Origin of the sequence: Ralstonia pickettii, assembly GCF_000607165.1 — a bacterium.
GTDB classification, from domain to species: domain Bacteria; phylum Pseudomonadota; class Gammaproteobacteria; order Burkholderiales; family Burkholderiaceae; genus Ralstonia; species Ralstonia holmesii.
In genome coordinates this window covers 317,157-340,814 of record NZ_JFZG01000003.1, presented here as the reverse complement: position 1 = coordinate 340,814, position 23,658 = coordinate 317,157, and the positions used below count along the sequence as shown (strand labels likewise).

Sequence of the window (23,658 nt, the reverse complement as noted above, 5' to 3'; positions counted from 1 at the left end):
CCCAGCGCGGCAGCTACGGTTTGACCGGGCTGCCGTGCGGAACCGGCGCCGCTGCCATGGATGCTTGCGCGCGCTCCGCTAGGCGGGGAATTTGCTCACGCATCGCCAGCAGCGCGGCCAGCACCACCAGCATCACAATCCCGAGCATTGCCAGATAGGCCACCGACCCACCGGCGGTGATAACCATCGCGCCTGCAAATGCGCTGAGGATCGCGCCCAGCCGTCCGAACGCCACCGCCGATGCCGTGCCTGTCGCGCGCACCGCCGTCGGATAAACGTAGGCGCACAGCGCATACATCGTCGATTGCACGGCGTTGACGAATAGCCCGTGCAGCCCAAGACCGACGATCAGCAGGTTCGTGTTCAGTTTGGCATCGACACCCTGCAACGCAAAGGCACTCGCGGCCGCGCCCACGCAACACATCGCCATTGGCCAACGTGAACCCCATCGCGCGATGGTGACCGCGCAAACCAAGGCGCCGATCACGCCGCCCAGGTTGTACGCCGTCAGGCCCGAACCGGCCACAGCCACGCTCAAACCTTCTGAAGCCAGCATCGTCGGCAACCAGCTGAACGCCGCGTACACGGCCAGCAGGCACATGAAGAACGCCGCCCACAGCGCGACCGTATCCCGTGCCTGCCCCGGCGCGAAGAGCGAGCGGAAACTGGCGTGCTGAATGACCTTCTGGCCAGCCACATCGGCAAACGCCGTATTGGCGGGCACATCGCGCCCCATCCTCGACAGCAAATGTGCAAGCTGCGGCCAGTGCGATTGGCGACGCGCCAGGAAGCGCGGCGATTCAGGCAGCGCGACCACCAGCACAAATCCAAGCACGAGCGGCAGCGCACCGCCAATCCAGAACAGCCCGCGCCAGCCATAAAGCGGCAGCACGTGGCCGGCAAACAAGCCTGCCAGCATCCCGCCCAGAGGCACGCATACGATGGTGGCCGTCACCGCCAACGTGCGGCGACGCGCAGGCGTGAACTCCGCCGTCATCGTCGTGGAGCTCGGCAGCGCGCCACCAATGCCCAGGCCGGCGATAAATCGCAGCGCGGCAATCGTCGCCACATTGGGTGCAAAACCGATCGAGCATGTCGCTACGCCAAACACGAACACGCTCCCGATCAACGCCCAGCGTCGCCCGAAGCGATCGGCAAACAGGCCCGCCAACGCGCTGCCCAGCCCCATACCGACCAGGCCGGCGGCCACTGCCGGGGCGAACGCGTTGCGCGTGATACCCCACTCCTTGATGAGCACGGGAATGGCAAAGCCGATCAACTGACCGTCAAAGCCGTCCATGACGATGGCGAAGGCCGCAAGCAGCACCGCCAACTTCTGCGCGAGGGAAAACGGCCCATCGTCGAGGACCGTACCGATATCGATCGTGGTCTGGTTTCCGTTCATACCGGCCCCCGTTTGGACGCCGCGCTCGGCAATCTGCAATTGCACTTCATGTGGTTGTCTCCGTTGAGGTGGCGTCTGCGCGCCATCGAATGAAACCCTGCGTATCCCGGCCTGCTAAGGCGCCTGCTGGTGCACGGTGCTCGCCTGCACCAATCGCACCAATTGCATCAACGTCTCGGTGTGGGGCACAGGCACGCCATGCCGGCGCGCCGCTGCCACCACGGCGCCGTTGATGGATTCGATCTCGGTGGGGCGTCCAGCCAGCACGTCCTGCAGCATCGACGGCTTGTGCCCCCGATGCGCGACGATGGCGTGCCGCACGTTGTCGTTCACCTTTGCGGCATCAACTGAAATGCCGCTGGCGCGCGCCACGGCCAGCACCTCGTCCACGATGTTCAGCGCCAACGTCGGGCCGTCTTCCACCGCGCCCAGCGCATCGACGGACTGCTTCAGCACTGTGCACAGCGGATTGAGCGCGGCATTGAAGGCGACCTTCTCCCACACGGCGCCCCATACGTTCGCATCCGCCTGGCAGTTCAGGCCGGCGGCGGACAGCACGTCCACCACACGTGCCAGCATCGGGAGCCGCTCGCCGTCTGCGCTCATCAGGCGGATCGCACCTGCGCCATGTGAGCGCACGTGGCCTGGGCCAGCAAGGTCCGCCGGCCACGTGGTCACGCCAACGAAGATACGTTCCGGCGGCACCATCGAAGCCAGCGCCTCCACGTTGCCCAGCCCGTTCTGCAGCGTCAGCACATGCGTTGCCGGGCCAAGCAGGTGACGCACGCTCGCGAGTGCCGCACGCGTATGCATCGCCTTGGTGAAGACGATCAGCAAGTCGGGTACGTCCGTCGCGTCGCCCGGGCGCAGGGCCTGCAGGTTGCGGACGTGGCGATCGCCAGTGTCGGTTTCCAGCCGCAAACCGTGCGCGGCAATCGCATGCAGATGCGCATCGTTGATGTCGAGCAGCGTGACATGCTGGTTGGCTTCGGCGAGCAGCCCGCCGAACAACGACCCCATCGCGCCCGCGCCGAGGATTGAGATCTTCGTCGGCATCTCGGCTCAGAACGGGTAATGGCGCGGCGTGGTCTGTACCGTCATCCAGCGCAGCTCGGTGAACTCCGCCACACCAGCGCGACCGCCGAAGCGCCCAAAACCGCTTGCCTTGACGCCGCCAAACGGCATTTGTGCCTCGTCGTGCACCGTGGGGCCATTGATATGGCAGATGCCCGATTCGATGCGGCGCGCGACGTTCATCGCGCGCGCTACATCGCGACTGAACACGGCGGACGACAAACCGTATGCGTTGTCATTCGCACAGGCGACGGCGGCATCGTCGCCGCTCACACGCACGATGCCCTTGACCGGGCCGAACGATTCTTCCGAGTAGATCAGCATATCGGGCGTGACGTGGTCGAGCAGCGTGGCAGGCATCAGCGTGCTGTCGGCCTTGCCGCCGCACAGCAGCTTCGCGCCTTTGGCGAGGGCGTCGTCGATGAGGTGATTGCAGCGTTCGACTGTGCTCATGTCGACCACTGAGCCGAGCACCGCCGGCCCCTTGCGCGGATCGCCCAGCGGCAGCGCTGCAGCCTTGGCAGCCAGCTTGCCGACAAACGCGTCGGCGATAGATTCGTCGACGATGATGCGCTCGGTGGACATGCAGATCTGGCCAGAATTGGCGAACGCGCCGAAGGCCGCACCATCGACGGCGGCGTCGATATCCGCATCCGCCAGCACCAGCAGCGGCGCCTTGCCGCCCAGCTCCAGCACGACGGGTTTCAGATACGTCGCGCAAGTCTGCGCGATGATGCGGCCCACGCGCGTGGAGCCCGTAAAGTTGACGCGACGCACCGCTGGGTGCGCAATCATCGCCTCCACCACCGCGCCCGCATCGGCCGGAGCATTCGTCACGAAATTGACGACGCCATTTGGCAAGCCCGCCTCCTGCAAGGCTTCGATGATGAACCCGTGCGTCGCCGGCGAAATCTCGGAGCCTTTCAACACGACGGTGTTGCCGCACGCCAGTGGCAACGCAATCGCGCGCACCGCCAGGATGACCGGCGCATTCCACGGCGCAATACCCAGCACCACGCCTGCCGGCTGGCGCACGCCCATGGCGAGGCTGCCCGGCACGTCAGATGGAATGATCTCGCCCGCAATCTGCGTGACCATGGCGGCGGCTTCCTGCAAACCGCTCGCAGCGAGATGCACGTTGAAGCCCGCCCACAGCGCGGAGGCGCCGGTCTCTGCGGCCATCGCGACGGCAAAAGCCTCGCCCTTGGCTTCCAACGCCTGTGCAGCGCGCATCAACAACGCGCGGCGCTCGCTCGGGCTGATCGCGGCCCAGGCGGGGAATGCTGCCGCTGCAGCATCAACAGCGCGACGCGCATCGTCCACGGTAGCGGCTGGTGCCCTCGTGGCCACGGTGCCGTCAAGCGGATTCCGCCGCTCGAACACCGCACCCTTGGCAGCTTGCACGCGCTCGCCGTTGATGAGCATCGAGATGGTCTGCACCGCGTCCGGCGGGGCAATGTTCGTATTCGTCATCAGGCGATCTCCACTTCAATCAAGGTTGGTCCGGCGGATTGCAGCGCTGTACGCAGTACGGCTTCCAGCGCATGCGGGTCGCTCACGCGCTGGCCTGTGCAGCCCATCGCACTGGCCAGGCCGACAAAATCGATGCCGTGCAGATCCGTGCCCTGCACTGCGTCGGTTGGGGCAAAGCCGAACACCGGCGCGAAATCCTGCAGGGCAGCATAGCGGCGGTTGTTCAGGATCACGAACGTCATGGGCAACTCGAGGAGCGCAGCGCTCCACAGCGCCTGGATCGAATACATGCTCGATCCGTCGCCAATCAGACCAATCACGCGTGTGCCCGGTTTGGCGAGTGCCACGCCGACTGCCGCCGGCATGCCGTAGCCCAAGCCGCCGCTGTCCATGGTGTAGAAGGCGCCGGAGCGGCGCATCGGCAAGTAGGCCTGCATGGTCGAGCGTGCACTCGGAGCCTCTTCGACGACGATGTCTGCCGGGCCGCGCACGGCATCGAGCGTCTGCAACGCAAACGCAACCGACATGGGCGAACCCGGCTCAGCTCGCGGCGATTTGACGCGTGGCGCGGGCAGCGGCCGTGCCGGTGGCGCGGGGCGGGCGAGCAGATCCAGCACGCCCAGGCGGATGTTGCCAACGGCGGAAATGCCCTCCGGCGTCCAGGCAGCGGTCGCTGGATCGTCGATCAACTGCACGAGCCTCGCCCCGACCGGCACATGCGGCCCATGGCCTTCCACGTGGTACGTAAACGCCGGTGCGCCGAGCGCGAACACCACGTCGTGCCCCTGCAGCAGGCTGACGATCTTTTCACGCATGGCGGGCAGGAAACCCGCAAACAGCCGATGGTCTTCCGGAAACGCGCCACGCCCAGCCATTGGTGCGGTGAACACGCGCGCGTTGTGCGCCTCGGCGAGTTGCACGACGGTATCCCACGCGCCAGCGCGATCGACCGCGGCCCCAACCACGAACGCCGGCCGCTGCGCCGCGTCGAGCAGGTCGCCGATGCGCGCCAGCGTGACCGGATCGGGCCGCACCGCGGTGGCCACTTCATGCACGGCAACGGGCTCTGTCGTCTGGTCCCAGTCATCCACCGGAATCGACACCAGAACGGGGCCCCGGGGCTCCTGCATGGCGATGTGATACGCGCGGGCCAGCGCCAGCGGCACATCTTGCGCACGCGCGGGCTCGATGCTCCACTTCACATACGGCTTGGGCAACTCCGTCGCCTGGTTGGAAGCGAGGAACGGATCGAACGGCAGAATGGATCGTGCCTGCTGCCCGGCGGTAATCACGAGCGGCGTGCGGTTCTTGAAGGCCGTGAAGATGTTGCCCATGGCATTGCCGACACCGGCCGCCGAATGCAGGTTCACCAGCGCGGCATTGCCCGTTGCCTGCGCAAAGCCGTCCGCCATGCCGACCACCACGGCTTCCTGCAAGCCCAGGATGTAGCGGAAATCCTCCGGAAAATCGCGAAACATCGGCAGCTCGGTGGAGCCCGGATTGCCGAACACGTGGGTCATGCCGAGCCGGCGCAGCAGGTCGATCGTGGCGTCGCGCACGGTGATCAGCGCGAGCGAAGTGCGGGTCATACAGGCAGTCCTCCTTGAAACAGGCTGCCAGTATGGAATCCGTAGCGATTAACGCGATATTGAATTATTTCGTCAAAGTCATTACCTTTTGGCATGACTTTCGATCTACGCCAGCTACGCGCCTTCACCACTATCGTCTCCGCCGGCAGCCTTGGGCGTGCGGCGGAGGTCCTGCACGTCACGCAGCCGGCACTCAGCCGCATCGTCAAGCGATTGGAAGACGAGGTGGGCGCGCCGCTGTTCGAGCGGCACTCCAAGGGAATGCAGCTCACCGCGATCGGGCAGGCACTCCTGCCACACGCCTCGCTGCTTCAGCGCGAGGCCGATTACGCACAGGAAGAGATCGATGCGATGCGCGGGCTTGCCAAGGGCACGATCCGCGTGGGCGCAGTCGGCAGCATCGCAAGCTATGTCTTGCCGTTGGCCGTGGGCACTGTGGTAGCCCGCTGGCCGAACCTGCGCGTGGAGATACTGGAAGGCGTATGGGACCGGCTGGCCGAAGGGTTGGTCAAGCACGAGATCGATCTCGCGCTGTCGATGGCGATGCCGGATACCGACGAGATCATCGCCATCGCGGATTGCCGCTGGGAGGATGCGAGTTTCGTGGTCGCGTCACCGGAGCATTCGCTACGCCATCGCCCTGGCCTGACATTGGCCGATACGCTGGATGCATTCTGGGCCGTTCCACCGCGCGGTACCGGCCCGTACGAGCACATGCGCCAGGTATTCGAAGCAGCCGGACATGGCTTGCCGAACATCGTGGTGGAAACGCGCTCGGTGACGGCACTCAAGAGCCTCGTGGCGCGCTCCGGTTTCCTGAGCTGGATGGCAGAACCGATGATCGATGCGGAGCGCCGTGCCGGCGTGATCGAGCCGCTGCCGATTCCCGGCCTGGTCGCGCGCCGCACGCTCACAGCGTTCCGGCGCCGCCACGGCATTCTGCCGAGCCCCGCCGTCAAGCTGCTCGAAGCGCTGCGCGAGCTGACGGCGTAGGCACCCTGGCGCCCTATTTCTTCTCGCGCGGCAAGCGGCCGAGCAGGAAGAATTCGTCATTGGGCCGCATCGAAATCACATTCGCCATGCGGTTGGACAGGCCAAAGAACGCGGTGATGCCGGTGATGTCCCAGATGTCCTCGTCATCGAAACCGTGCGCGCGCAACGCTTCATAGTCGGCGTCGTTGACGGTGTGTGAAGCGGTGCAGACCTTCATCGCGAAGTCGAGCATGGCGCGCTGGCGCGGCGTGATGTCGGCCTTGCGGTAATTGACGGCAACCTGGTCGGCCACCAACGGCTTCTTCTCGTAGATGCGCAGAATGGCGCCGTGCGCGACCACGCAATACAGGCACTGGTTGGCGGCGGACGTGGCGACCACGATCATCTCGCGCTCGCCCTTGGTGAGGCTGCTGCCTTCGCGCAGCATCAGGGCGTCGTGGTACGCAAAGAACGCACGGCACTCGTCCGGCCGATGTGACAGCGCCAGGAAGACGTTCGGCACAAAGCCGCTCTTCTCCTGCACCTCCAGGATGCGCGCACGGATATCTTCGGGAATGTCGGCCAGCTCAGGAACGGGGAACCGGCTGATGGGCGGCGTGGTGGTCGTCACGATGTCTCCTTTGATTTGAGCATCCTGAGCACGCCGCCCTGAAGGCAAGACTTACTGGGTAGCGAACTGGATGCGATGGAGTCCAGCATACAACCCATCGCGCTCGATGAGTTCGCGGTGCGTTCCGGCTTCGGCAATCTTGCCGTGCTCCAGCACGATGATGCGGTCGGCATTTTCGATGGTCGACAGCCGGTGCGCGATCACCAGCGTCGTGCGGCCTTCCATCAGCCGTTCGAGCGCGGCCTGCACCTGGCGCTCAGACTCGGAATCCAGTGCGGAAGTCGCTTCATCCAGGATCAGGATCGGCGCGTCCTTGTAGATCGCACGGGCAATCGCCAGGCGCTGGCGCTGGCCACCGGACAGCTTCGAACCGTTGTCGCCGACATTGGTATCGATGCCCTCGGGCAGGTTGTCGACCACATCGGTCAGGTAAGCCGCTTCCAGCGCACGGCGCACGCGGGCCATGTCGATCTCGGAGGCGTCGCGCGCGCCATAGGCGACGTTGGCAGCGATGGTGTCGTTGAACAGCACCACATCTTGGCTCACGAAAGCGATCTGGCGGCGCAGGTCATACAGCGCCAGATCCGCCAGCGCATCGCCATCGAGCGAAATCGTGCCAGAGGTCGGATCGAAGAAGCGCGGGAGCAGATTCACCAACGTGGTCTTGCCGCTGCCCGACGGTCCGACCAGCGCGACGACCTCGCCCGGCTTGACGTGCAGATTCACGTTGTCGAGCGCCGCCCGACCATCTTCACCATAGCGGAAGGTGACGTTGTCGAAGCGGACATCGCCGCGGGCACGATCGATCTTCTTGCCGCCTTCTTGCGGTTCGATTGGCGTGTCGATGAGGCCGAAGATGAACTCAGCGGCGGTCAGGCCGCGCTGCAGCGGCTGATTCACATCGGTCAGGTGCTTGAGCGGCGAGATCAGCAACAGCATCGCCATCACAAAGCCGGTAAAGCCGCCGACCGTAGTCTGGTTGGCCTGTGCCTGCATCATGGCAATGGCCAGGATGATCGACAGCGCCAGCGCCGCCAGAAACTGCGTCACCGGCTGGTTCAGGCCACCGGCCACGGCCACGCGCATGGCGTAACCACGCAGACGGTTCGTCATGGCATTGAAGCGCAGCGATTCGTACGCTTCGCCGCCGTGCAGCTTGACGACCTTGTAACCGCCCACGGCCTCTTCCACCACATAGGCGGCCTGGTTGGTAAGGTTTTGGCTCTCGCGGTTGAGCGAGCGCAGGCGGCGGTTGATACGCGACATCAGCAGCCCGATGATCGGCAGGATCACCGCCACCACCAGCGTCAGGCGCCAGTTGGTGTAGAAGAGGAAGATCAACAGCGCCAGCACCGTCATTGAATCGCGTACCAGCGTGATGAACACGCCGGTCAGCACCTGCAGCACCTGGTTCACTTCAAAGATGACCGCGTTGATGATCGACGCCGCCGTATTGCGCTGATAGTACGAAGCCGGCGCCTGCAGCAGGCGCTCGAACATCTTCATCCGCAGATTCAGCAGCACCTTGTTCGACACCAGGCTCAACAGATACGTCGATGCAAATTGCGCGATCCCACGCACCACGGCAATGCCCACCAACATGGCCGGCACCTGCCACAGCCTGCCGACGTATTCACCGCCGAAGCCCTGATCCAGCAAATCCTTCACGACTTTCGGGATGATCCCCTCCGTGGCTGCCACCACGCCCATGGCAACCATTGCCAGGATGAAAGCGGTCAATTCGGGGCGCAGGTAGCCCCACAGCCGCTTGAGCATCGGCTTGGCGGGCGCTGGGTGATCAGACTTTGCTTGTATACTCACGGCGTTTTCAAATGAGGGTGGGCAGCTTGCGTCGCATGGCGATCGGCTCTGCCGACATCAAGTGCGTTGCAGCGGCTGTCATCCGACAGACGGGCGACCCGGCATTTTAGCGGCAATCCACCACCCGGCCCATCCTGCTGCGCAATCCCCGGTCAAGACGGACCGACGCATCATCTGACGCTTCCGCAATGAGTTCGCGCGTTCCCACGTTTTTCATCAATCTCGACCACGACGCCGGTCGCCGCGAGGCGCTGGAACGCCAGCTCGATGCGCTTGGCCTGCCGCATAGCCGCTTCCCGGGTGTGTACGGCAAGACACTTCCCGCCGACGAACTTGCGCGCCACTATGACCATGCGCGCGCTATTGGCCAGAGCCGAGAATTGACCGTCGGCGAAGTCGGCTGCGCACTAAGCCACCTTGGCGTCTACCGGGCAATCATCGAACAAAACCTGCCCTACGCGCTCATCCTCGAAGACGACGCCAAACTCGGGCCCGATGTGCCCGCCGTGCTCGATGCGCTGGCTCAGAGCGTGCCACCGGACGAACCGGTCGTCATCCTGCTCACGCACATCGACCGTTACTACAAGGGCGGCGCCGAATCGCTCACAGCTGACCACCGCACGGTCAAACTCGCCAACTACCAGTGGCTCGCGCATGGCTATTTCGTCACGCGCGCTGCGGCCAAGCGCATGGTCGAGCAGCTCTATCCCGTGTGGCTGGCAGCGGACTATTGGTACAAGTTCGAGCGTGAAGGCATCGTGCAGATGCGTGCGGTCGTGCCTTATGTGATTGGCGTGCAGAACTTCGATAGCGGTTCCAACCTGGAAGCCGATCGCGCCATCAAAAGCCGTGAAGCCGACAACCGGCTCGGTGTCGGCCATCATCTGCACCAGATCTTCGTGCGCAAGTTCCTCTATCAGATCTTCGTGCGGCCATTCCTCGGCATCGCCAAGCAGAAGAAGACTTGGTGAGCATGACGGCGCCGCTCAGGCGCCTTGCTCTCGCAGTTCCGCAAGCCCGACTTCCGCGCGGATGATGTCGGTATTCCGGCGGGCCATCATGCGTTGATAGTTGGGGCTCTCCTGCGCGCGCGATTGTTCGCGATGCCATAGGTGGAAGACTTCGGTCGCGCAGAAGCCGCGCTTGCGCCGCACCCCGGCGTTGTACAGGCGCACAACCAGATCGGCGTCTTCATGACCCCACCCGACGAAGCTCTGATCGAAGCCGTTCACACACTCGAAATCGCTGCGCCACACGCCGAGGTTGCAGCTTTTGATGCCGCGCAGGCTGGTGCCCTTGAACGTGCGCGGCAACGGCAAACCCGGCACCATGAGCGGCAGGAATTTGTTGATGCGGCCCGCGCGCCAGGCGGCAAACCAATACGCGCAGTCCTTCAGGTGGATATCGATCTGCTGGGCGACGACCTCACGCGTCATCGCTTCATTCAGCAGGATGCGGCTGCCAGACAGCAGGCGCCCCTGCTCGGCCAACGCGCGGTGCCGGGCCACAAAATCCGGACGCGGCACGCAATCGCCATCGAGAAAAACAAGGTAGTCGGCATCCGTCGCCAGCACGCCGCGGTTGCGTATCTCACCAGCACGAAAGCCATCGTCTGGGTGCCAGACATGGCGCAACGGATACGGTGCGGTCTTGGCTGCCATTTCGACCGCTACGCGTGTGTCATCGCGCGAACCGTCGTCGGCGACGATGACGTCGAATGCGTGGTCGGTCTGTGCGCCACACCCAGCCAGTACGCGGGCGAGCGCGTCCGGGCGGTTATACGTCGTAACGATGAGGGCGATGCGACGCGGCGGCTCAGCGCTTGCCATGACGATGCAACATCATCAGTTTGATGTAGCGGTAATACGTGCCTTCGGCGTTCGACACGGCGAGCATGAAGCCCTCCGCGCCATCAAGGAAGCCCCGCTGGATGATGTACGTGCGGATGAACGCCCACAGCCCGTGGCCGATCGCGCTGCCCAGCGAGGCGCGTTTGCCCTTGGCATAGGCTGCGGCCGCACCGGCGGTCGAATAATCGTTGGCCTTGTCGAGCGCAGCCTTCAGGTCGGGAATCGAGTAGTGAATGATCGGCGCGCGGAAGTCGCCCACCGTCCCCTCAAAGACCAGGTGCGAGTGCACCGGTGCATCGAAGAATGTCACCTGCTCGCGTTTGAAAAAGCGACGAATGCGGTCCGGCCACCAGCCCGAGTGTTTCATGAAGCGGCCGCAAAAGCTGGAGCTGCGCGGCATCGAGTAGACAGTGTGCGAACTGCCCGATTCGAGTACGGCGATCATCTCGGCGCGCAATTCGGGGCTGATGCGCTCGTCGGCATCCAGCGAGAGCACCCAGTCGGTACGGGCTTCGCGCAGAGCACGGTTGGATTGTTCGCCGTAGCCGGGCCAGTCGGTCTCGAACACGCGCGCACCAAGTTGGCGGCAGATATCCTGCGTGCCGTCCGTGCTACCCGAGTCGAAGACGATGACATCGTCCGCCCATTCGCGCACCGAACGGATGCAGTCGCCGATATCAGCGACTTCGTTCTTGGCGACGATGATGACGGCGAGCGTGGCTCGATTGGATACGGACATGCGAAAGCGATCTCAGAGAACAGGAGCGGCGCCAAGCTGCTGCCGGCGCCGATGAATATGCGCGGTGAATACGGCCACCATCACGCTGTAGAACACAACCGTCTGCGCGATGATCAGCATCACCTCGGTCAGCCCGAACAGTACGAAGCCGACACATAACGTGAGGCCCATCGCCCCCGTGGTGCGTAGGATGCGATCGTCGCACAAGGCGGCGCGCACGAAGTACGCGGCAGGCACCAGATACAGCGCCAACAATGCGCCGATGCCCAGCACGCCAAGCGTGGCGCCATTGTATAGAAACTCGTTGTGGGCATGCTCGAAGGCAGTCGCTTCCTGTGTAATCAAGCCCTCCGCGTGGATCGCCTTGAGAGCGGGCTCGAATTGGCCTCTTCCCACCCCGGCTATTGGATGGCGCGTCAACATCAGCGTAGCCGCTTTCCAGAGTTGGAAGCGGATGCCGACCGAGGTGTTGGTCTGACCAGCCTGATAGGCATGAATGTCCCCCATCGCCTGATCAAAGCGGGTTCGCACCATACTCGACGACACGCATATCGCCGCCAACAGCGCGAAGAACACCAGCAAGGCAGTCGCTCGCTTCTTCCAGCTCACATGCCGTAGCGTCGCCACGGCGATCAGCAGTAGTACGGGGATTGCAATCCATCCACCGCGCGCCTGGGACAGGTACGACGCATAGAGCCCAGCGCCTCCCGCTGCCAGACGCAGTCCAATCAGAGGCCAACCGTCATTTTTCGCCCAACCGATCGATATCAGTGAGAACAATCCCATCAACAACGATAAGTTGCCGAACGGAATGGCGTTGGAAAACGCGCCTACAGTGCCGGTTCTTCCCGCTCGCAACTCAAAATACGACCACACCGCCGAACCGAGGGCCCCGGCAACGCAGCCCCACTGCACACTCTCCAACTGTTTAGGACGCAGTTGCAGCAACGCAAACAGCGCCAATCCGAACAGCCAGAGCCGGCCATAGGCAAACGGCACAGTGCGCGGCGCGGCCGGGTTCAGCTGCGCACTGATCAGCATCGCAGTCGGCATGGCGGCCATTGCCAGAATCAGCCAGCGATGTTCGCGCCACATCGCTCGCAGTCGGTTCATGATTTCTGCAGGCGCGGCCAGCATCGACCAGAACGCCGCAACCAGTAGCAGCAGGAACGACAGGAACGCTGCGCCGCGCAGCGACAGCATGAAGGCCGGGAGGATGGCGATTCCAAACACGGCCAGAGCCGCCGGCGCACTGGATATCAGCGTCCGGCCACGTTGCATCAAACCGCTCATCGCAATGTCCCCGCGCCAGGGGCAAGCGCCAGGAGCGCATCGATGTGCGCAGCGATGCTCGGGTCATAGCGCAGGTGTTCACGCGGATTCGCCAGGCGCGCCTGGCCAGCCTGCGCACGGGCAACAGCCGCCTCGATCGTGCGCGCCAGCGTGGCTGGATCGTTCAGATCGAAGGTGGGCGCACCTTCTTCCGAGATCACCTCGGTGCAGGCGATATTGGCTGCCAGTACGGCAGGTGTGCCGCACAGCACGGACTCCACCCCGATCAGCCCGAACGGCTCGTAGTGCGAAGCCAGGATCGTGTAGTCCGCTGCGCGGTAGACATTCTCGATGTCCTTGCGGTATCCCAGGTAGCGGATGTTGGGCGAGGACGAAGACACCGGCCGCCCGATCACCGCCAGTTGCACCGGCAAATCCGTCTTGGAGAAGAACGCCTCAAGCAGCGGATAGCCCTTGCGCTTGTGGCTCGACGACGGGAACACAAACGTGATGCGATCCTTCGCAAAGCCCAGCTCATCGCGCAGGCGCTGACGCTCGGTCTCGTCCACCGGCGAGAACTTCGTCTCGCTCACCGGCGGGTACACCGTCTTCACCTTGGCCGCCGGAATGTCGTAATAGTCGAGCACCTCCTGCGCCATCAACCTCGAGTGTGCAACGACAACATGCGAGCGTACGTAGTCCCGGCGTTCCAGCGCGATCTGCTGGCGGTCCCAGAAGGCAGCCTCTTTGGAAAAGCTCTTGAGATAGCCGACGTGCGTGCCACCGCAAATGGCGATATCCGATGCCCCTGTACGGTTGCAGCCGATCATCAGATCGATGTGCTCACGCTTGGCCAGATAGCGCACCAGCCAGCCGAACGCGTGGTCGTTCAATTTGCCTGGCAGCTTGCGTGTGGGCAATGCAACGGCCTTGACCTGGCGATATTCGGGAAGCGCCTTGTCCACCATCTTGGCGAAGAACACGGGACGGATGTCGCGCTCATGCAAGCCGCGCACCAGGTCCATCGCGTAGCGCTCGCTGCCGCCGCTGTAGCCCAGCGCGTTGCACGAGATTCCGACGTTCATGGATGCTCTAGTAATAATCGTATTGAGACTGCAGTCGTGCCGAGCCAGCGCCCGGCGATGACGCCCCCCGCGCCATCTTCGAACTACTCGTACACCGTTGCCACGTTCTCGGCGTCCAGCGCCTGACGCAGTGCGGCGATTGCCGCTTCGCTCGGCACGATGCGCCAAGCGTCGCCGAGCACCGCTTCGCAGCGGGCCTGTTCGCAGACGTAGCTGATGCGCACCGAGACGCCATTGCCATCCGCCGCGACATGCGGCGAGAGCAAGTCGCGCAGCTTGGCCGCAGTTGAATCGCCATTCATCGACAAACGAATCGCCCGCGCAAACTTGGCACGCGCCTGGGTCATGTCCATGACAGATTCGGCTGTCACGCGCACGCCGCCAGTGAACATGTCGTGCCGGGCACTGCCCTGCACGATCAGCACTTCGTCTTCCTTGAACAGCGCGCGATTGGCTTCAAACACTTCGTTGAAGACCGTCACTTCGGTGGCTTCGCTGGCAGAGCCGTCGTCGAGCATGACGATCAGCATCTTGCCGCGCTGCGTCATCTGTGTGCGCTGGCCGACGATCACGCCTGCCACCGTCTTGTTACGCGCATCGCGGTTGCCGTAGCCGCCGCCATTGCCCTTGTCGGTCACTTCGCGGGCCAGATCGGCCAGCGTCGTACGCGCAAAGCGGCGCACCTCGTCACGGCATTCATCGAACAGGTGGCCGGAAAGGTAGAAACCCAGCGCCTGCTTTTCTTCCTGCAGCTTGCGCTTGGTCGACCACGCCGGCTCGTCGACCAGTTCGGGGCGATGCTGCTCGGCATCGTCGCAGCTCATCAAATCGAACAGCGACACCTGGTTGGCGGCCGCTGCCTTCTGCTCGGCGGCTTCCATGGCCAGGCCGATCGAGGCGAGCAGCTGTGCGCGGTTATCGTGGAGGCTGTCGAAGGCGCCGGCACGCACCAGCGCTTCGATCGTGCGGCGATTGACCTGGCGCCGGTCAACACGCTCGCAGAAGTCGAACAAGTCCTTGAACGGGCCATCTTCGCGTGCCCGCAGGATGTCTTCGATCGCACCCTGACCGCTGCCCTTCACGCCGCCCAAGCCGTAGCGGATGGTCTTGGCGTCGGTCGGCGCAAAGCGATACTGGCTCGCGTTGATATCCGGCGGCAGCACGGTCAGTCCGTTCTTGCCTCGGGCATCGTCGTAGAGGATCTTCACCTTGTCGGTGTCGTCCATGGCGAGCGACATGTTGGCTGCCATGAATTCGGCCGGGTGATGCGCCTTGAGCCAAGCCGTGTAGTACGCCAGCAGCGCATAGGCAGCCGCGTGCGACTTGTTGAAGCCGTAGCCCGCGAACTTCTCCATCAGGTCGAAGATTTCATCGGCCTTTTCGGTGGAGAGCCCGTCCTTGGCCGCCCCCGCGCGGAACAGCGCGCGGTGCTCGGCCATTTCTTCGGCCTTCTTCTTACCCATCGCTCGGCGCAGCAAGTCAGCGCCGCCGAGCGAGTAACCGCCCACGATCTGCGCCATCTGCATCACCTGCTCCTGGTAGACCATGATGCCGTAGGTCTCCTTGAGCACCGGCTCAACGCGCGGGTCGGGGTACTCGACCTTCTCGCGGCCGTGCTTACGCGCGCAGAAGCTCGGAATCAGGTCCATCGGGCCTGGGCGATACAACGCCACCAGGGCGATGATGTCCTCAAAGCGGTCAGGTTTGGCGTCCTTCAGCATGCCCTGCATGCCGCGGCTTTCCAGCTGGAACACAGCCACCGTGTTGGCCGACTTCAGGATGTCGAACGCCTTCTTGTCCGTCAGCGGAATGTGGCTGCAGTTCCAATCTGCCTTGGACGGATCGAGCATGCGGATGTAGCGCTCGGCCCAGTCGAGGATCGTGAGCGTGGTCAAGCCCAAGAAGTCGAACTTGACCAGGCCGACGGCTTCCACGTCGTCCTTGTCGTACTGACTGACGACGCCCGCATCTTCGCCGCCTTGCGTGTAGAGCGGGCAGAAGTCGGTCAGCTTGCCCGGGGCGATCAGCACACCGCCCGCGTGCATGCCGACGTTACGCGTCATGCCTTCCACACGCTGTGCGAGTTCCAGGAGCTGCTTGACCTCTTCTTCGTTGGCTTCGCGCTCGGCCAGCAGCGGCTCTTCCTTCTTGGCTTCTTCCAGTGTGACGAGCTTGCCCGGCTTGAACGGGATCAGCTTGGCCACGCCGTCAACGAAGTTGTAGCCGAGATCGAGCACGCGGCCCACGTCACGCACCGCGGCCTTGGCGGCCATGGTGCCAAAGGTGGCGATCTGCGAGACGGCGTCCTTGCCGTATTTTTCCTTCACGTACTGGATGACGCGGTCGCGGCCGTGCTGGCAGAAGTCGATGTCGAAGTCGGGCATCGACACACGTTCCGGGTTCAGGAAACGCTCGAACAGCAGGTTGTATTTGAGCGGATCCAGATCGGTAATGCCCAGCGCGTATGCCACCAGCGAACCGGCACCGGAACCCCGGCCCGGCCCCACCGGCACGCCATTGTTCTTGGCCCAGTTGATGAAGTCCGCAACGATCAGGAAATAGCCCGGGAAGCCCATCTTGATGATGGTGCCGGTCTCGAATTCCAGGCGAGCGTAATACTCGGCGCGTTTGGATTCGCGCACGGCCTCGTCGGGGAACAGCACTTCCATGCGCTTTTCCAGCCCTTCCTTGGCAAGCTGGACGAGATAGTCATCCAGCGACATGCCATCGGGCGTCGGGAACAGCGGCAGCTTGGGCTTGCCCAGTTCCAGCTTGAGGTTGCAGCGCTGCGCGATCTGCACTGCGTTGGCCAGCGCGGACGGGATGTCGGCAAACAGCGCGCACATCTCGTCCTGCGTCTTGAAATACTGTTCGGTCGTGAAACGACGGGCACGGCGTGGATTGGCGAGCAGTTCGCCCTCCGCAATACAGGTGCGCGCTTCGTGGGCCGTGAAATCGTCCGGGGTCATGAACTGCACCGGATGCGTGGCAACCACCGGCAACTGCATGGCCGATGCGAGCTTCACGGCTTGCTGGATGTAGGCCTCGGTACCAGTCTGCCCGGCGCGTTGCAGTTCGATGTAGAAGGCGCCCGGAAACACGCGCGACCAGTTCGTCGCCAGCTTGCGCGCCAGCGCCTCGTTTCCGTTGGCCAGCGCCATGCCAATATCGCCGCCCATGGCGCCTGAGAGCGCCAGCAGGCCCGTGGCCAATGGGGCATTTTCCACGCCCGGCTCGTCGAACCATTCGGGGGCGATTTCCGCGCGGCCGCGATGTTGGTTGGAGAGCCAAGCACGGGCCAGCAACTGGCACAGGTTCAGGTAACCCTGCTTGTCACGGACCAACAACAGAAGGCGTGCCGGTTTGTCGCGCTCATCGTGATTGGTGATCCACACGTCGGCGCCGACGATAGGCTTGACGCCCTTGCCGCGCGCCTCCTTGTAGAAGCGCACCAGCCCGAAGGCGTTGGCGAGATCGGTCAGCGCCAAGGCGCCCATGCCGTCTTTGGCTGCGGCCTTGACGGCATCGTCCAGACGGACGTTGCCATCGACGACGGAGTATTCGGAGTGGAGGCGGAGGTGGACGAAGCGCGGCGAATTCATCCGCGTATTGTACCGGGTGACATCTTCCGTAAAGCATTCGGGGCGTGTCCGGTTGATCATCGACAACCCCGCGCGGCTGCTCGGGCGGCTATAATTTCGGCTTACGAATCAACGGGTTACCCAAAGCGCCAAAAAATGGCGCGGCAGCACATGCAGATCGTCAATATTTCCGCTTACAAATTCGTCACCCTCGATGACCGCGAGACCTTGCGCGCCGCCCTGCTGGCCGAATGCCAGGCGCGCGAGCTGAGGGGCACCGTTCTACTGGCGCCCGAGGGCATCAACATCTTTCTGGCCGGCTCGCGTGAAGCCATTGACGGCATCGTCGGCTGGCTGCGCGCCGACGCCCGTTTTGCTGACCTGGCACCGAAGGAAAGCCTGTCCGACCACCAGCCGTTCCGCCGCTTGCTGGTGCGCATGAAGAAAGAAATCATCACCATGCGCCACCCGCTGATCCGCCCGGAAGACGGCCGCGCGCCGTCGGTTGCGCCGCCCGATCTCAAGCGCTGGCTCGACCAGGGCCACGACGACGAGGGCCGCCCAGTGGTGATGCTCGACACGCGCAATGACTATGAAGTTGCCGTCGGCACATTCAAAAACGTCGTCGAATACAACCTCAAGAAATTCACCGAATTCCCGCCCGCCATTGCCGCGCACAAAGACGACTTTGCCGGCAAGACGGTCGTGTCCTTCTGCACCGGCGGCATCCGGTGCGAAAAGGCGGCAATCCACATGCAGGAGATCGGCGTCGAGCGCGTGTATCAGCTCGAAGGCGGCATCCTCAAGTATTTCGAGGAAGTGGGCGGCGCCCATTACGACGGCGACTGCTTCGTGTTCGACCACCGCACGGCTCTCAATGCTGAGCTGCTGCCAGCAGGGCCGAAACAATGCTTCGCCTGCCGCGCCGTGGTGACGCCGGAAGAACAGCAATCCGCCGACTACATCCCCGGCCAGCGCTGCCCGCATTGCGCGGGCAGCCAAACGCGGGCCGCTGCATGAAGCGCTTCGCCGCCCTCCTCTTCATCAGCACGGTGTGCCTGGCAGCATTGGCCGGCTGCGCAACGAGCTGCGAGGGTGGCTCCAACCGCGGCGTGTTCTGCGGCGCCGGCACGCGCTTCTGACCCTTAACAGCGCACAAAAAAACGCCGGACATGCCGGCGTTTTTTCTTTGAGCGATCCGCTTTACTGACGGCCGCGCACGAACTGATTGGTGATGGCAACAATGCGCTCACCGAACAGCTTGGCGGTTTCCAGGTCGCCCGGCAACGGACCCTCTTCAGGGCTCGCATCAGACGGCGATTGCGCCAGCGCGCCGCCAAAGCCCGCCAGGTAATTCACGTCGTTGCGCGTGGCGGCCTTGCTGTTGGCCGGCATCATGCCCGTGCCGACCCAGATCATTCCGTGCTGCTGCGACAGCGTCCACAGGTACTGGATCGACGCGTACTTGTCTCCATTCATCGATGCGGAATTCGTGAACCCCGCGGCGATCTTGTCCTTCCACGCGCCCGTGAACCATGCCTTGGACGATGCATCGGCAAACTTCTTGAAGTCGCCCGAAACGCCGCCCATGTAGGTCGGCGCGCCAAAGACGATCGTATCGACGCCGGCCAGCAGCGCCCACGTGTCGTCGTTGACGTCTGTGACCGAAATCAGGTGCGCTTCGGCGCCGGCGCCTTGCACGCCTGCAAACACGGCCTCTGCCTGCTTCTTGGTGTGGCCATAACCGCTGTGATAAACGACTGCAACTCGTGCCATGGGAATCCTCTTGGGGTTGGGTATCGCGGGGGACAACGGAAAAGAAAAATGGCGCACACAGCGTGCGCCACGAACATTACGGCAGATCGAACACCAGCACTTCGCTGTCTTCGCCGCCAGAGAGCGTCACGGCCTCTTCTTGCGTCAGCTTGGCTGCGTCGCCGCCAACCAGCGTGCGACCGTTGATGCTCACCTTGCCGCGAACCACGTGCACGTAAGCACGGCGGCCTTCGGCAATGGGCAAGGACGCAGTTTCTGCGCCATCAAACTTGCCGGCGTAGAGCACCATGTCCTGATGCACCTTCACCGAACCGTCACGACCATCGGTGCTCGCGATCAGGGCGAGCTTGCCGCGCTTGGCAGCCTCGTCGAAATGGCGTTCTTCGTAGCCCGGCGTGAGGTTCAACTGCGCGGGAAGCACCCAGATCTGCAGGAAATGCGTGGTCTGATCCTGCGCGTGGTTGAACTCGGAGTGACGCACGCCTGTCCCAGCCGTCATGCGTTGCACGTCGCCCGGGCGCAGCACGCTGCCGTTGCCCATGCTGTCCTTGTGCGCCAGTTCACCATCCAGCACGTAGCTGATGATTTCCATGTCGCGGTGGCCGTGGGTGCCAAAGCCCATACCGGCGGCGACGCGGTCTTCATTGATGACGCGCAACGGCCCGAACTGAACGTGTTCCGGGTCCATGTAATCGGCAAACGAGAAGCTGTGATACGACTTGAGCCAGCCGTGATCTGCGTAACCGCGATCTTGAGAGGGGCGGATTTCAATCATTTTGATGAATCTCCTATCCAAATTACTGCGTCGATGTGTGAATGGTACGCAGATTGGCTATAGTTTCGCGGTATGGCTTTGACTCAATACATCAAAAATTCTGAACATGGCGCTATCACTGGAATCTCTGGAAGTGCTGGACGCGATCGAACGCAAGGGCAGCTTTGCCGCCGCCGCGCACGAACTGGGCAAAGTGCCGTCGGCGCTGACATATGTGGTGCGCAAGCTGGAAGACGATCTCGATGTCCTGCTGTTTGACCGCCGCCGCCATCGGGCGGAACTCACGCCCGCTGGCCGCGCATTGCTCGACGAAGGCCGTCACCTGCTGCAGGCCGCCGACGAACTCGCGCGCCGCGTCAAACGCCTCGCCACCGGGTGGGAAGCCACACTGACCATCGTAGTCGACGATCTCGTGCACTTTCGCGCACTTATGCCAGTCATCCAGGATTTCTACGCGGAGAACACCGCCACGCGACTGCGCTTCAGCCGTGAGGTTCTGGCCGGCACGTGGGACGCACTGCTCTCAGGCCGCGCGGATCTGCTGATCGGGCCGGCGCAGGTGATGCAGGTACAGGGCATTCAGACACGCACGGTGGGCAACATTCCCTTTGTGTTTGCGGTGGCGGCACATCATCCGCTGGCGCACATGGAGGAGCCTTTGCCTGCAACCGCCATCACGCGGCATCGCATCGTTGCCGTCGGAGATACGTCACGCAATCTGCCCGCACGCACCATCGGCGTGATGGCCGGACAGGACACGCTGGTGGTGCCGTCCATGGCTGACAAGGTGCAGGCGCAGATTCGTGGCCTGGGCTGCGGCTGGTTGCCGGTGCCGCTGGCGCAACCGTATCTGGATTCCGGCGTGCTGATCGCCAAGGAAACCACCGAAGACAAGCGTGCCGGCACGTTTCAGGTTGCCTGGCGCAACAACATGCGCGGCAAGGCGCTGCAATGGTGGGTCGACAAGCTGGAAGACCCGCGCCTGGGGCAGGCCCTGATGATGCAGTAGCCGCCTCGTGCGGACAAATCGCGCACAATAGCGCCATCGACTTCTGCGCCTGGAGCGTTGCGTTGTCCCAAGCCAATCTCGATTTTCCGGAATCCACCACGTCGTCGCGCGGCCAATACCGCGGCCGCTTTGCGCCATCGCCCACGGGGCCGTTGCATATCGGCTCGCTGGTCACCGCGCTGGCAAGCTGGCTGGATGCACGCGTACACGGCGGCACGTGGCTCGTGCGCATTGAAGACATCGATTTTCAGCGCAACGTGCCCGGCGCCGACCGCGACATCCTCGCCACACTGGATACACTCGGGCTCATTCCCGACGAGGTCCCACAGTGGCAAAGCGCGCACCTGTCACGCTTTGAACAGGCGCTCGAGCAACTGCAAGCAATCGGGAGCCTCTACCCGTGCGGCTGCACGCGCCGCGAGATTGCGGATTCCGTCACCAGCATTGACGCCAATGGGCACGTGCGTCACCAGACCCTGATCTATCCCGGCACGTGCCGCAACGGGCTCCACGGCCGCCCGCCGCGCGCTTGGCGCGTGCGGGTGCCGGATGCCGACGCCGCTACCATCTGCTTCAACGACCGCTGGCAAGGCACGCAATGCCAGAACCTGGCTGAAGCCGTAGGCGACTTCGTGCTCAAGCGCGCCGACGGCATGTGGGCGTACCAGATTGCGGTGGTGGTGGACGATGCCACCCAAGGCATCACGGACGTCGTGCGCGGCGCCGACCTGCTCGACTCGACGCCGCGCCAGATCTACCTGCAGCGCTTGCTCGGGCTGCCGGCGTTGCGCTACCTGCACGTGCCCGTGGTGGTGAACGCCGACGGCGAGAAACTCAGCAAGCAGACGGGCGCGCGCGCCATCAACCGCAGTCAACCGCTGGCCGCGCTAACAGAAGCGGCGCAGCACCTGGGGCTGGAGATTCGTGCGGGGGATGTAGAGGGGTTTTACCGAGACGCCGTCCCGGCATGGGCCAATCGCCTGGCACAAACGGCCTGAGGCAATTGACCCTGGCGGCAGGAGCGCCGCCGTTTTCAGTCGACTGACTTAACGCTTGCGCGGCACGCCACCGAGCAGCGCCGCGATTGGGCGCTTGGCGGTACGCGGATGCCCGGTCGCTTGCGCTGGCTTGGCAGTTTCTGCCGATTCCGCTGGCAGAGACGATTCGTACGGGCGATTGAAGAACGGGTCGTCCGATGGGCGGAAAGGCGGGCGCACGATCGTGTGATCCAACACGCGGGCACCGTTGCGGTCTTCACGCTCGCGGGAGCGGCGGACTTCGCTGCGGGCACGCTTTTCGTCGCGCTCGCGGCGTTCACGGTCACGAGCCTGTTCACCGGTCGGATCGAAATCGGCTAGTTGCTCGCGCGGCAAATTGCGCTTAATCAGCTTTTCGATGTCCGCCAGCAGACGTTCATCGCCCGGGGCGAACAGCGACAGAGCGTCACCGGAAGCGCCTGCACGACCCGTGCGGCCGATACGGTGCACGTAGTCTTCTGCGTTGAACGGCAGGTCGAAGTTGATCACGCACGGCATCTGCGAGATGTCGAGACCGCGCGCCGCCACGTCGGTGGCGACCAGCACATCCACGGTACCTTGCTTGAACGCTTCGAGCGTTTGCATGCGCTCGGTCTGCGTCTTGTCGCCGTGGATGGCGTTGGCGTTGATGCCTTCGCGCTCCAGGGCTCGCGCCAGGCGTGAGCAGCCGATCTTGCTGTTGGAGAACACGATGCACTGGCGTGGCAGGCCTTGCTCTGCTCGCTGACGCAGCAGGTGCACGAGCGCGGCCTGCTTGTGGTTGTCCGGCACGGTGTAGATGACCTGGCGGACGTTTTCTGCAGTGGCGTTGCTGCGCGCCACTTCAATGGTTTGCGGATGACGCAGGTAGCTGGCGGCCAGCTTCTTGATCTCGGGCGAGAACGTGGCCGAGAACAGCAGCGTCTGGCGGTGCGCCGGCAGCAGATTGATGATGCGCTGCAGGTCGGGCAGGAAGCCCATGTCGAGCATGCGGTCGGCTTCGTCCAGCACCAGCATGCGCACCTGCGACAGGTTCACGCTGCGCTGCTGCACGTGATCGAGCAGACGGCCCGGCGTGGCAACGAGGATTTCCACGCCGCGGCGCAGTTGCTCCGTCTGCGGGTTCATGTCGACACCGCCGAAAACGACCGCGCTACGCAGCGCCGTGTACTTCGCGTACTTGGCAACGTTGTCGTACACCTGGTCGGCCAGCTCGCGCGTGGGCGTGAGGATCAGCGCTCGCACCGGGTGGCGCGCAGGCGATGCGCTCGTGTTGGCGTCGGGCAGCAGGTTGTGGATGATCGGCAGCGAGAAACCGGCGGTCTTGCCGGTGCCGGTTTGTGCGGCGCCCATGACGTCGCAGCCGGCAGTCACCACCGGGATGGCGGCAGCCTGGATGGGCGTGGGCTTGGTGTAACCGCTTTCGGTCAGCGCGCGGAGGACGTCCGGATGCAGGCCGAAGCTGTCGAATGTCACCGATTCATTGGCCGGCGCTTCTGACGCTTCAGACATCGTTGCAGTATTCATAGGGGGAGATGCGGCATGCCGGTTGGCATGGCGGCGCGCCAGACCCAAGCGGAAAACCCGCGT

The 23,658-nt window shown here is 63.7% G+C and carries 20 protein-coding genes; 6 read left to right on the top strand and 14 right to left on the bottom strand.

What is annotated here, in order from left to right:
- Positions 1-13: 13 nt before the first annotated feature.
- From BG83_RS0102200 to mdlC, 4 genes are all read right to left on the bottom strand, one after another.
- On the bottom strand, positions 14-1,405 hold the full coding sequence (locus BG83_RS0102200) for an MFS transporter (protein ID WP_051541436.1): 1,392 nt from the start codon (positions 1,403-1,405) through the stop codon (positions 14-16).
- A 114-nt stretch (positions 1,406-1,519) separates the two neighbouring features.
- Positions 1,520-2,461: a ketopantoate reductase family protein gene (locus BG83_RS0102195; protein WP_024975189.1), complete on the bottom strand. Its 942-nt coding sequence runs from the start codon at positions 2,459-2,461 to the stop codon at positions 1,520-1,522.
- A 6-nt stretch (positions 2,462-2,467) separates the two neighbouring features.
- Positions 2,468-3,919 carry an aldehyde dehydrogenase gene (locus tag BG83_RS0102190; protein WP_024975188.1) on the bottom strand — a complete coding sequence of 484 codons (1,452 nt, stop codon included), beginning with the start codon at positions 3,917-3,919 and terminating at the stop codon, positions 2,468-2,470.
- Between the two features lie 32 nt (positions 3,920-3,951).
- Positions 3,952-5,541, bottom strand: a complete 1,590-nt coding sequence (gene mdlC, locus BG83_RS0102185) for a benzoylformate decarboxylase (protein ID WP_024975187.1) — start codon at positions 5,539-5,541, stop codon at positions 3,952-3,954.
- 93 nt (positions 5,542-5,634) lie between these two features.
- Here mdlC and BG83_RS0102180 point away from each other — a divergent pair, with 93 nt between their 5' ends.
- On the top strand, positions 5,635-6,534 hold the full coding sequence (locus BG83_RS0102180; protein WP_024975186.1) for a LysR family transcriptional regulator: 900 nt from the start codon (positions 5,635-5,637) through the stop codon (positions 6,532-6,534).
- Between the two features lie 13 nt (positions 6,535-6,547).
- On the opposite strand, the gene BG83_RS0102175 is transcribed toward BG83_RS0102180, so the two are convergent.
- Both BG83_RS0102175 and msbA read right to left on the bottom strand, forming a co-directional pair.
- Positions 6,548-7,144, bottom strand: a complete 597-nt coding sequence (locus BG83_RS0102175; protein ID WP_024975185.1) for a peroxidase-related enzyme — start codon at positions 7,142-7,144, stop codon at positions 6,548-6,550.
- 51 nt (positions 7,145-7,195) lie between these two features.
- Complete coding sequence (gene msbA / locus BG83_RS0102170) at positions 7,196-8,920, bottom strand: lipid A export permease/ATP-binding protein MsbA (protein ID WP_024975184.1); 1,725 nt, start codon at positions 8,918-8,920, stop codon at positions 7,196-7,198.
- Between the two features lie 233 nt (positions 8,921-9,153).
- On the opposite strand from msbA, the gene BG83_RS0102165 reads away from it, so the two are divergent.
- Positions 9,154-9,936, top strand: a complete 783-nt coding sequence (locus tag BG83_RS0102165) for a glycosyltransferase family 25 protein (protein WP_024975183.1) — start codon at positions 9,154-9,156, stop codon at positions 9,934-9,936.
- 15 nt (positions 9,937-9,951) lie between these two features.
- On the opposite strand, the gene BG83_RS0102160 is transcribed toward BG83_RS0102165, so the two are convergent.
- From BG83_RS0102160 to dnaE, 5 genes are all read right to left on the bottom strand, one after another.
- Entirely contained in the window at positions 9,952-10,794 is an 843-nt protein-coding gene (locus tag BG83_RS0102160) for a glycosyltransferase family 2 protein (protein ID WP_024975182.1), read from the bottom strand.
- Positions 10,781-11,554 carry a glycosyltransferase family 2 protein gene (locus BG83_RS0102155; RefSeq protein ID WP_024975181.1) on the bottom strand — a complete coding sequence of 258 codons (774 nt, stop codon included), beginning with the start codon at positions 11,552-11,554 and terminating at the stop codon, positions 10,781-10,783. The genes BG83_RS0102160 and BG83_RS0102155 overlap by 14 nt, the downstream gene beginning before the upstream one ends.
- A 12-nt stretch (positions 11,555-11,566) precedes the next feature.
- The gene (locus BG83_RS0102150; RefSeq protein ID WP_024975180.1) at positions 11,567-12,847 is read right to left on the bottom strand and encodes an O-antigen ligase family protein; all 1,281 of its coding nucleotides are present in this window, start codon (positions 12,845-12,847) and stop codon (positions 11,567-11,569) included.
- Positions 12,844-13,911: a glycosyltransferase family 4 protein gene (locus BG83_RS0102145; protein WP_024975179.1), complete on the bottom strand. Its 1,068-nt coding sequence runs from the start codon at positions 13,909-13,911 to the stop codon at positions 12,844-12,846. The genes BG83_RS0102150 and BG83_RS0102145 overlap by 4 nt, the downstream gene beginning before the upstream one ends.
- A gap of 83 nt (positions 13,912-13,994) precedes the next feature.
- On the bottom strand, positions 13,995-17,513 hold the full coding sequence (dnaE, locus tag BG83_RS0102140; protein ID WP_024975178.1) for a DNA polymerase III subunit alpha: 3,519 nt from the start codon (positions 17,511-17,513) through the stop codon (positions 13,995-13,997).
- 150 nt (positions 17,514-17,663) lie between these two features.
- On the opposite strand from dnaE, the gene BG83_RS0102135 reads away from it, so the two are divergent.
- Positions 17,664-18,512: a sulfurtransferase gene (locus BG83_RS0102135; protein WP_024975177.1), complete on the top strand. Its 849-nt coding sequence runs from the start codon at positions 17,664-17,666 to the stop codon at positions 18,510-18,512.
- Positions 18,509-18,634, top strand: a complete 126-nt coding sequence (locus BG83_RS30025) for a hypothetical protein (protein WP_268747321.1) — start codon at positions 18,509-18,511, stop codon at positions 18,632-18,634. Before BG83_RS0102135 ends, BG83_RS30025 begins: the two co-directional genes overlap by 4 nt.
- Before the next feature lie 61 nt (positions 18,635-18,695).
- Here BG83_RS30025 and BG83_RS0102125 read toward each other — a convergent pair whose 3' ends face one another.
- On the bottom strand, positions 18,696-19,268 hold the full coding sequence (locus BG83_RS0102125) for a flavodoxin family protein (RefSeq protein WP_004631035.1): 573 nt from the start codon (positions 19,266-19,268) through the stop codon (positions 18,696-18,698).
- A gap of 76 nt (positions 19,269-19,344) precedes the next feature.
- Positions 19,345-20,043 (bottom strand): pirin family protein, encoded by a 699-nt coding sequence (locus BG83_RS0102120; RefSeq protein WP_024975176.1) that lies wholly within the window; start codon positions 20,041-20,043, stop codon positions 19,345-19,347.
- Positions 20,044-20,149: 106 nt separating this feature from the next.
- On the opposite strand from BG83_RS0102120, the gene BG83_RS0102115 reads away from it, so the two are divergent.
- Positions 20,150-21,052 carry a LysR family transcriptional regulator gene (locus tag BG83_RS0102115; RefSeq protein ID WP_024975175.1) on the top strand — a complete coding sequence of 301 codons (903 nt, stop codon included), beginning with the start codon at positions 20,150-20,152 and terminating at the stop codon, positions 21,050-21,052.
- Between the two features lie 62 nt (positions 21,053-21,114).
- A complete protein-coding gene (gluQRS, locus tag BG83_RS0102110) occupies positions 21,115-22,050 on the top strand; it encodes a tRNA glutamyl-Q(34) synthetase GluQRS (RefSeq protein WP_024975174.1) in 936 nt (311 codons plus the stop codon).
- Between the two features lie 48 nt (positions 22,051-22,098).
- On the opposite strand, the gene BG83_RS0102105 is transcribed toward gluQRS, so the two are convergent.
- The gene (locus BG83_RS0102105) at positions 22,099-23,580 is read right to left on the bottom strand and encodes a DEAD/DEAH box helicase (RefSeq protein ID WP_419177588.1); all 1,482 of its coding nucleotides are present in this window, start codon (positions 23,578-23,580) and stop codon (positions 22,099-22,101) included.
- Positions 23,581-23,658 lie beyond the last annotated feature (78 nt).

Bases quoted from the DNA above. Each gene is read 5' to 3' on its own strand.
- BG83_RS0102200 (WP_051541436.1), bottom strand. From the start codon at position 1,405: ATGAACGGAAACCAGACCACGATCGATATCGGTACGGTCCTCGACGAT.
- BG83_RS0102195 (WP_024975189.1), bottom strand. From the start codon at position 2,461: ATGCCGACGAAGATCTCAATCCTCGGCGCGGGCGCGATGGGGTCGTTG.
- mdlC (WP_024975187.1), bottom strand. From the start codon at position 5,541: ATGACCCGCACTTCGCTCGCGCTGATCACCGTGCGCGACGCCACGATC.
- BG83_RS0102180 (WP_024975186.1), top strand. From the start codon at position 5,635: ATGACTTTCGATCTACGCCAGCTACGCGCCTTCACCACTATCGTCTCC.
- msbA (WP_024975184.1), bottom strand. From the start codon at position 8,920: ATGCTCAAGCGGCTGTGGGGCTACCTGCGCCCCGAATTGACCGCTTTC.
- BG83_RS0102165 (WP_024975183.1), top strand. From the start codon at position 9,154: ATGAGTTCGCGCGTTCCCACGTTTTTCATCAATCTCGACCACGACGCC.
- BG83_RS0102160 (WP_024975182.1), bottom strand. From the start codon at position 10,794: ATGGCAAGCGCTGAGCCGCCGCGTCGCATCGCCCTCATCGTTACGACG.
- BG83_RS0102155 (WP_024975181.1), bottom strand. From the start codon at position 11,554: ATGTCCGTATCCAATCGAGCCACGCTCGCCGTCATCATCGTCGCCAAG.
- BG83_RS0102150 (WP_024975180.1), bottom strand. From the start codon at position 12,847: ATGAGCGGTTTGATGCAACGTGGCCGGACGCTGATATCCAGTGCGCCG.
- BG83_RS0102145 (WP_024975179.1), bottom strand. From the start codon at position 13,911: ATGAACGTCGGAATCTCGTGCAACGCGCTGGGCTACAGCGGCGGCAGC.
- dnaE (WP_024975178.1), bottom strand. From the start codon at position 17,513: ATGAATTCGCCGCGCTTCGTCCACCTCCGCCTCCACTCCGAATACTCC.
- BG83_RS0102135 (WP_024975177.1), top strand. From the start codon at position 17,664: ATGCAGATCGTCAATATTTCCGCTTACAAATTCGTCACCCTCGATGAC.
- BG83_RS30025 (WP_268747321.1), top strand. From the start codon at position 18,509: ATGAAGCGCTTCGCCGCCCTCCTCTTCATCAGCACGGTGTGCCTGGCA.
- BG83_RS0102125 (WP_004631035.1), bottom strand. From the start codon at position 19,268: ATGGCACGAGTTGCAGTCGTTTATCACAGCGGTTATGGCCACACCAAG.
- BG83_RS0102120 (WP_024975176.1), bottom strand. From the start codon at position 20,043: ATGATTGAAATCCGCCCCTCTCAAGATCGCGGTTACGCAGATCACGGC.
- BG83_RS0102115 (WP_024975175.1), top strand. From the start codon at position 20,150: ATGGCGCTATCACTGGAATCTCTGGAAGTGCTGGACGCGATCGAACGC.
- BG83_RS0102105 (WP_419177588.1), bottom strand. From the start codon at position 23,580: ATGTCTGAAGCGTCAGAAGCGCCGGCCAATGAATCGGTGACATTCGAC.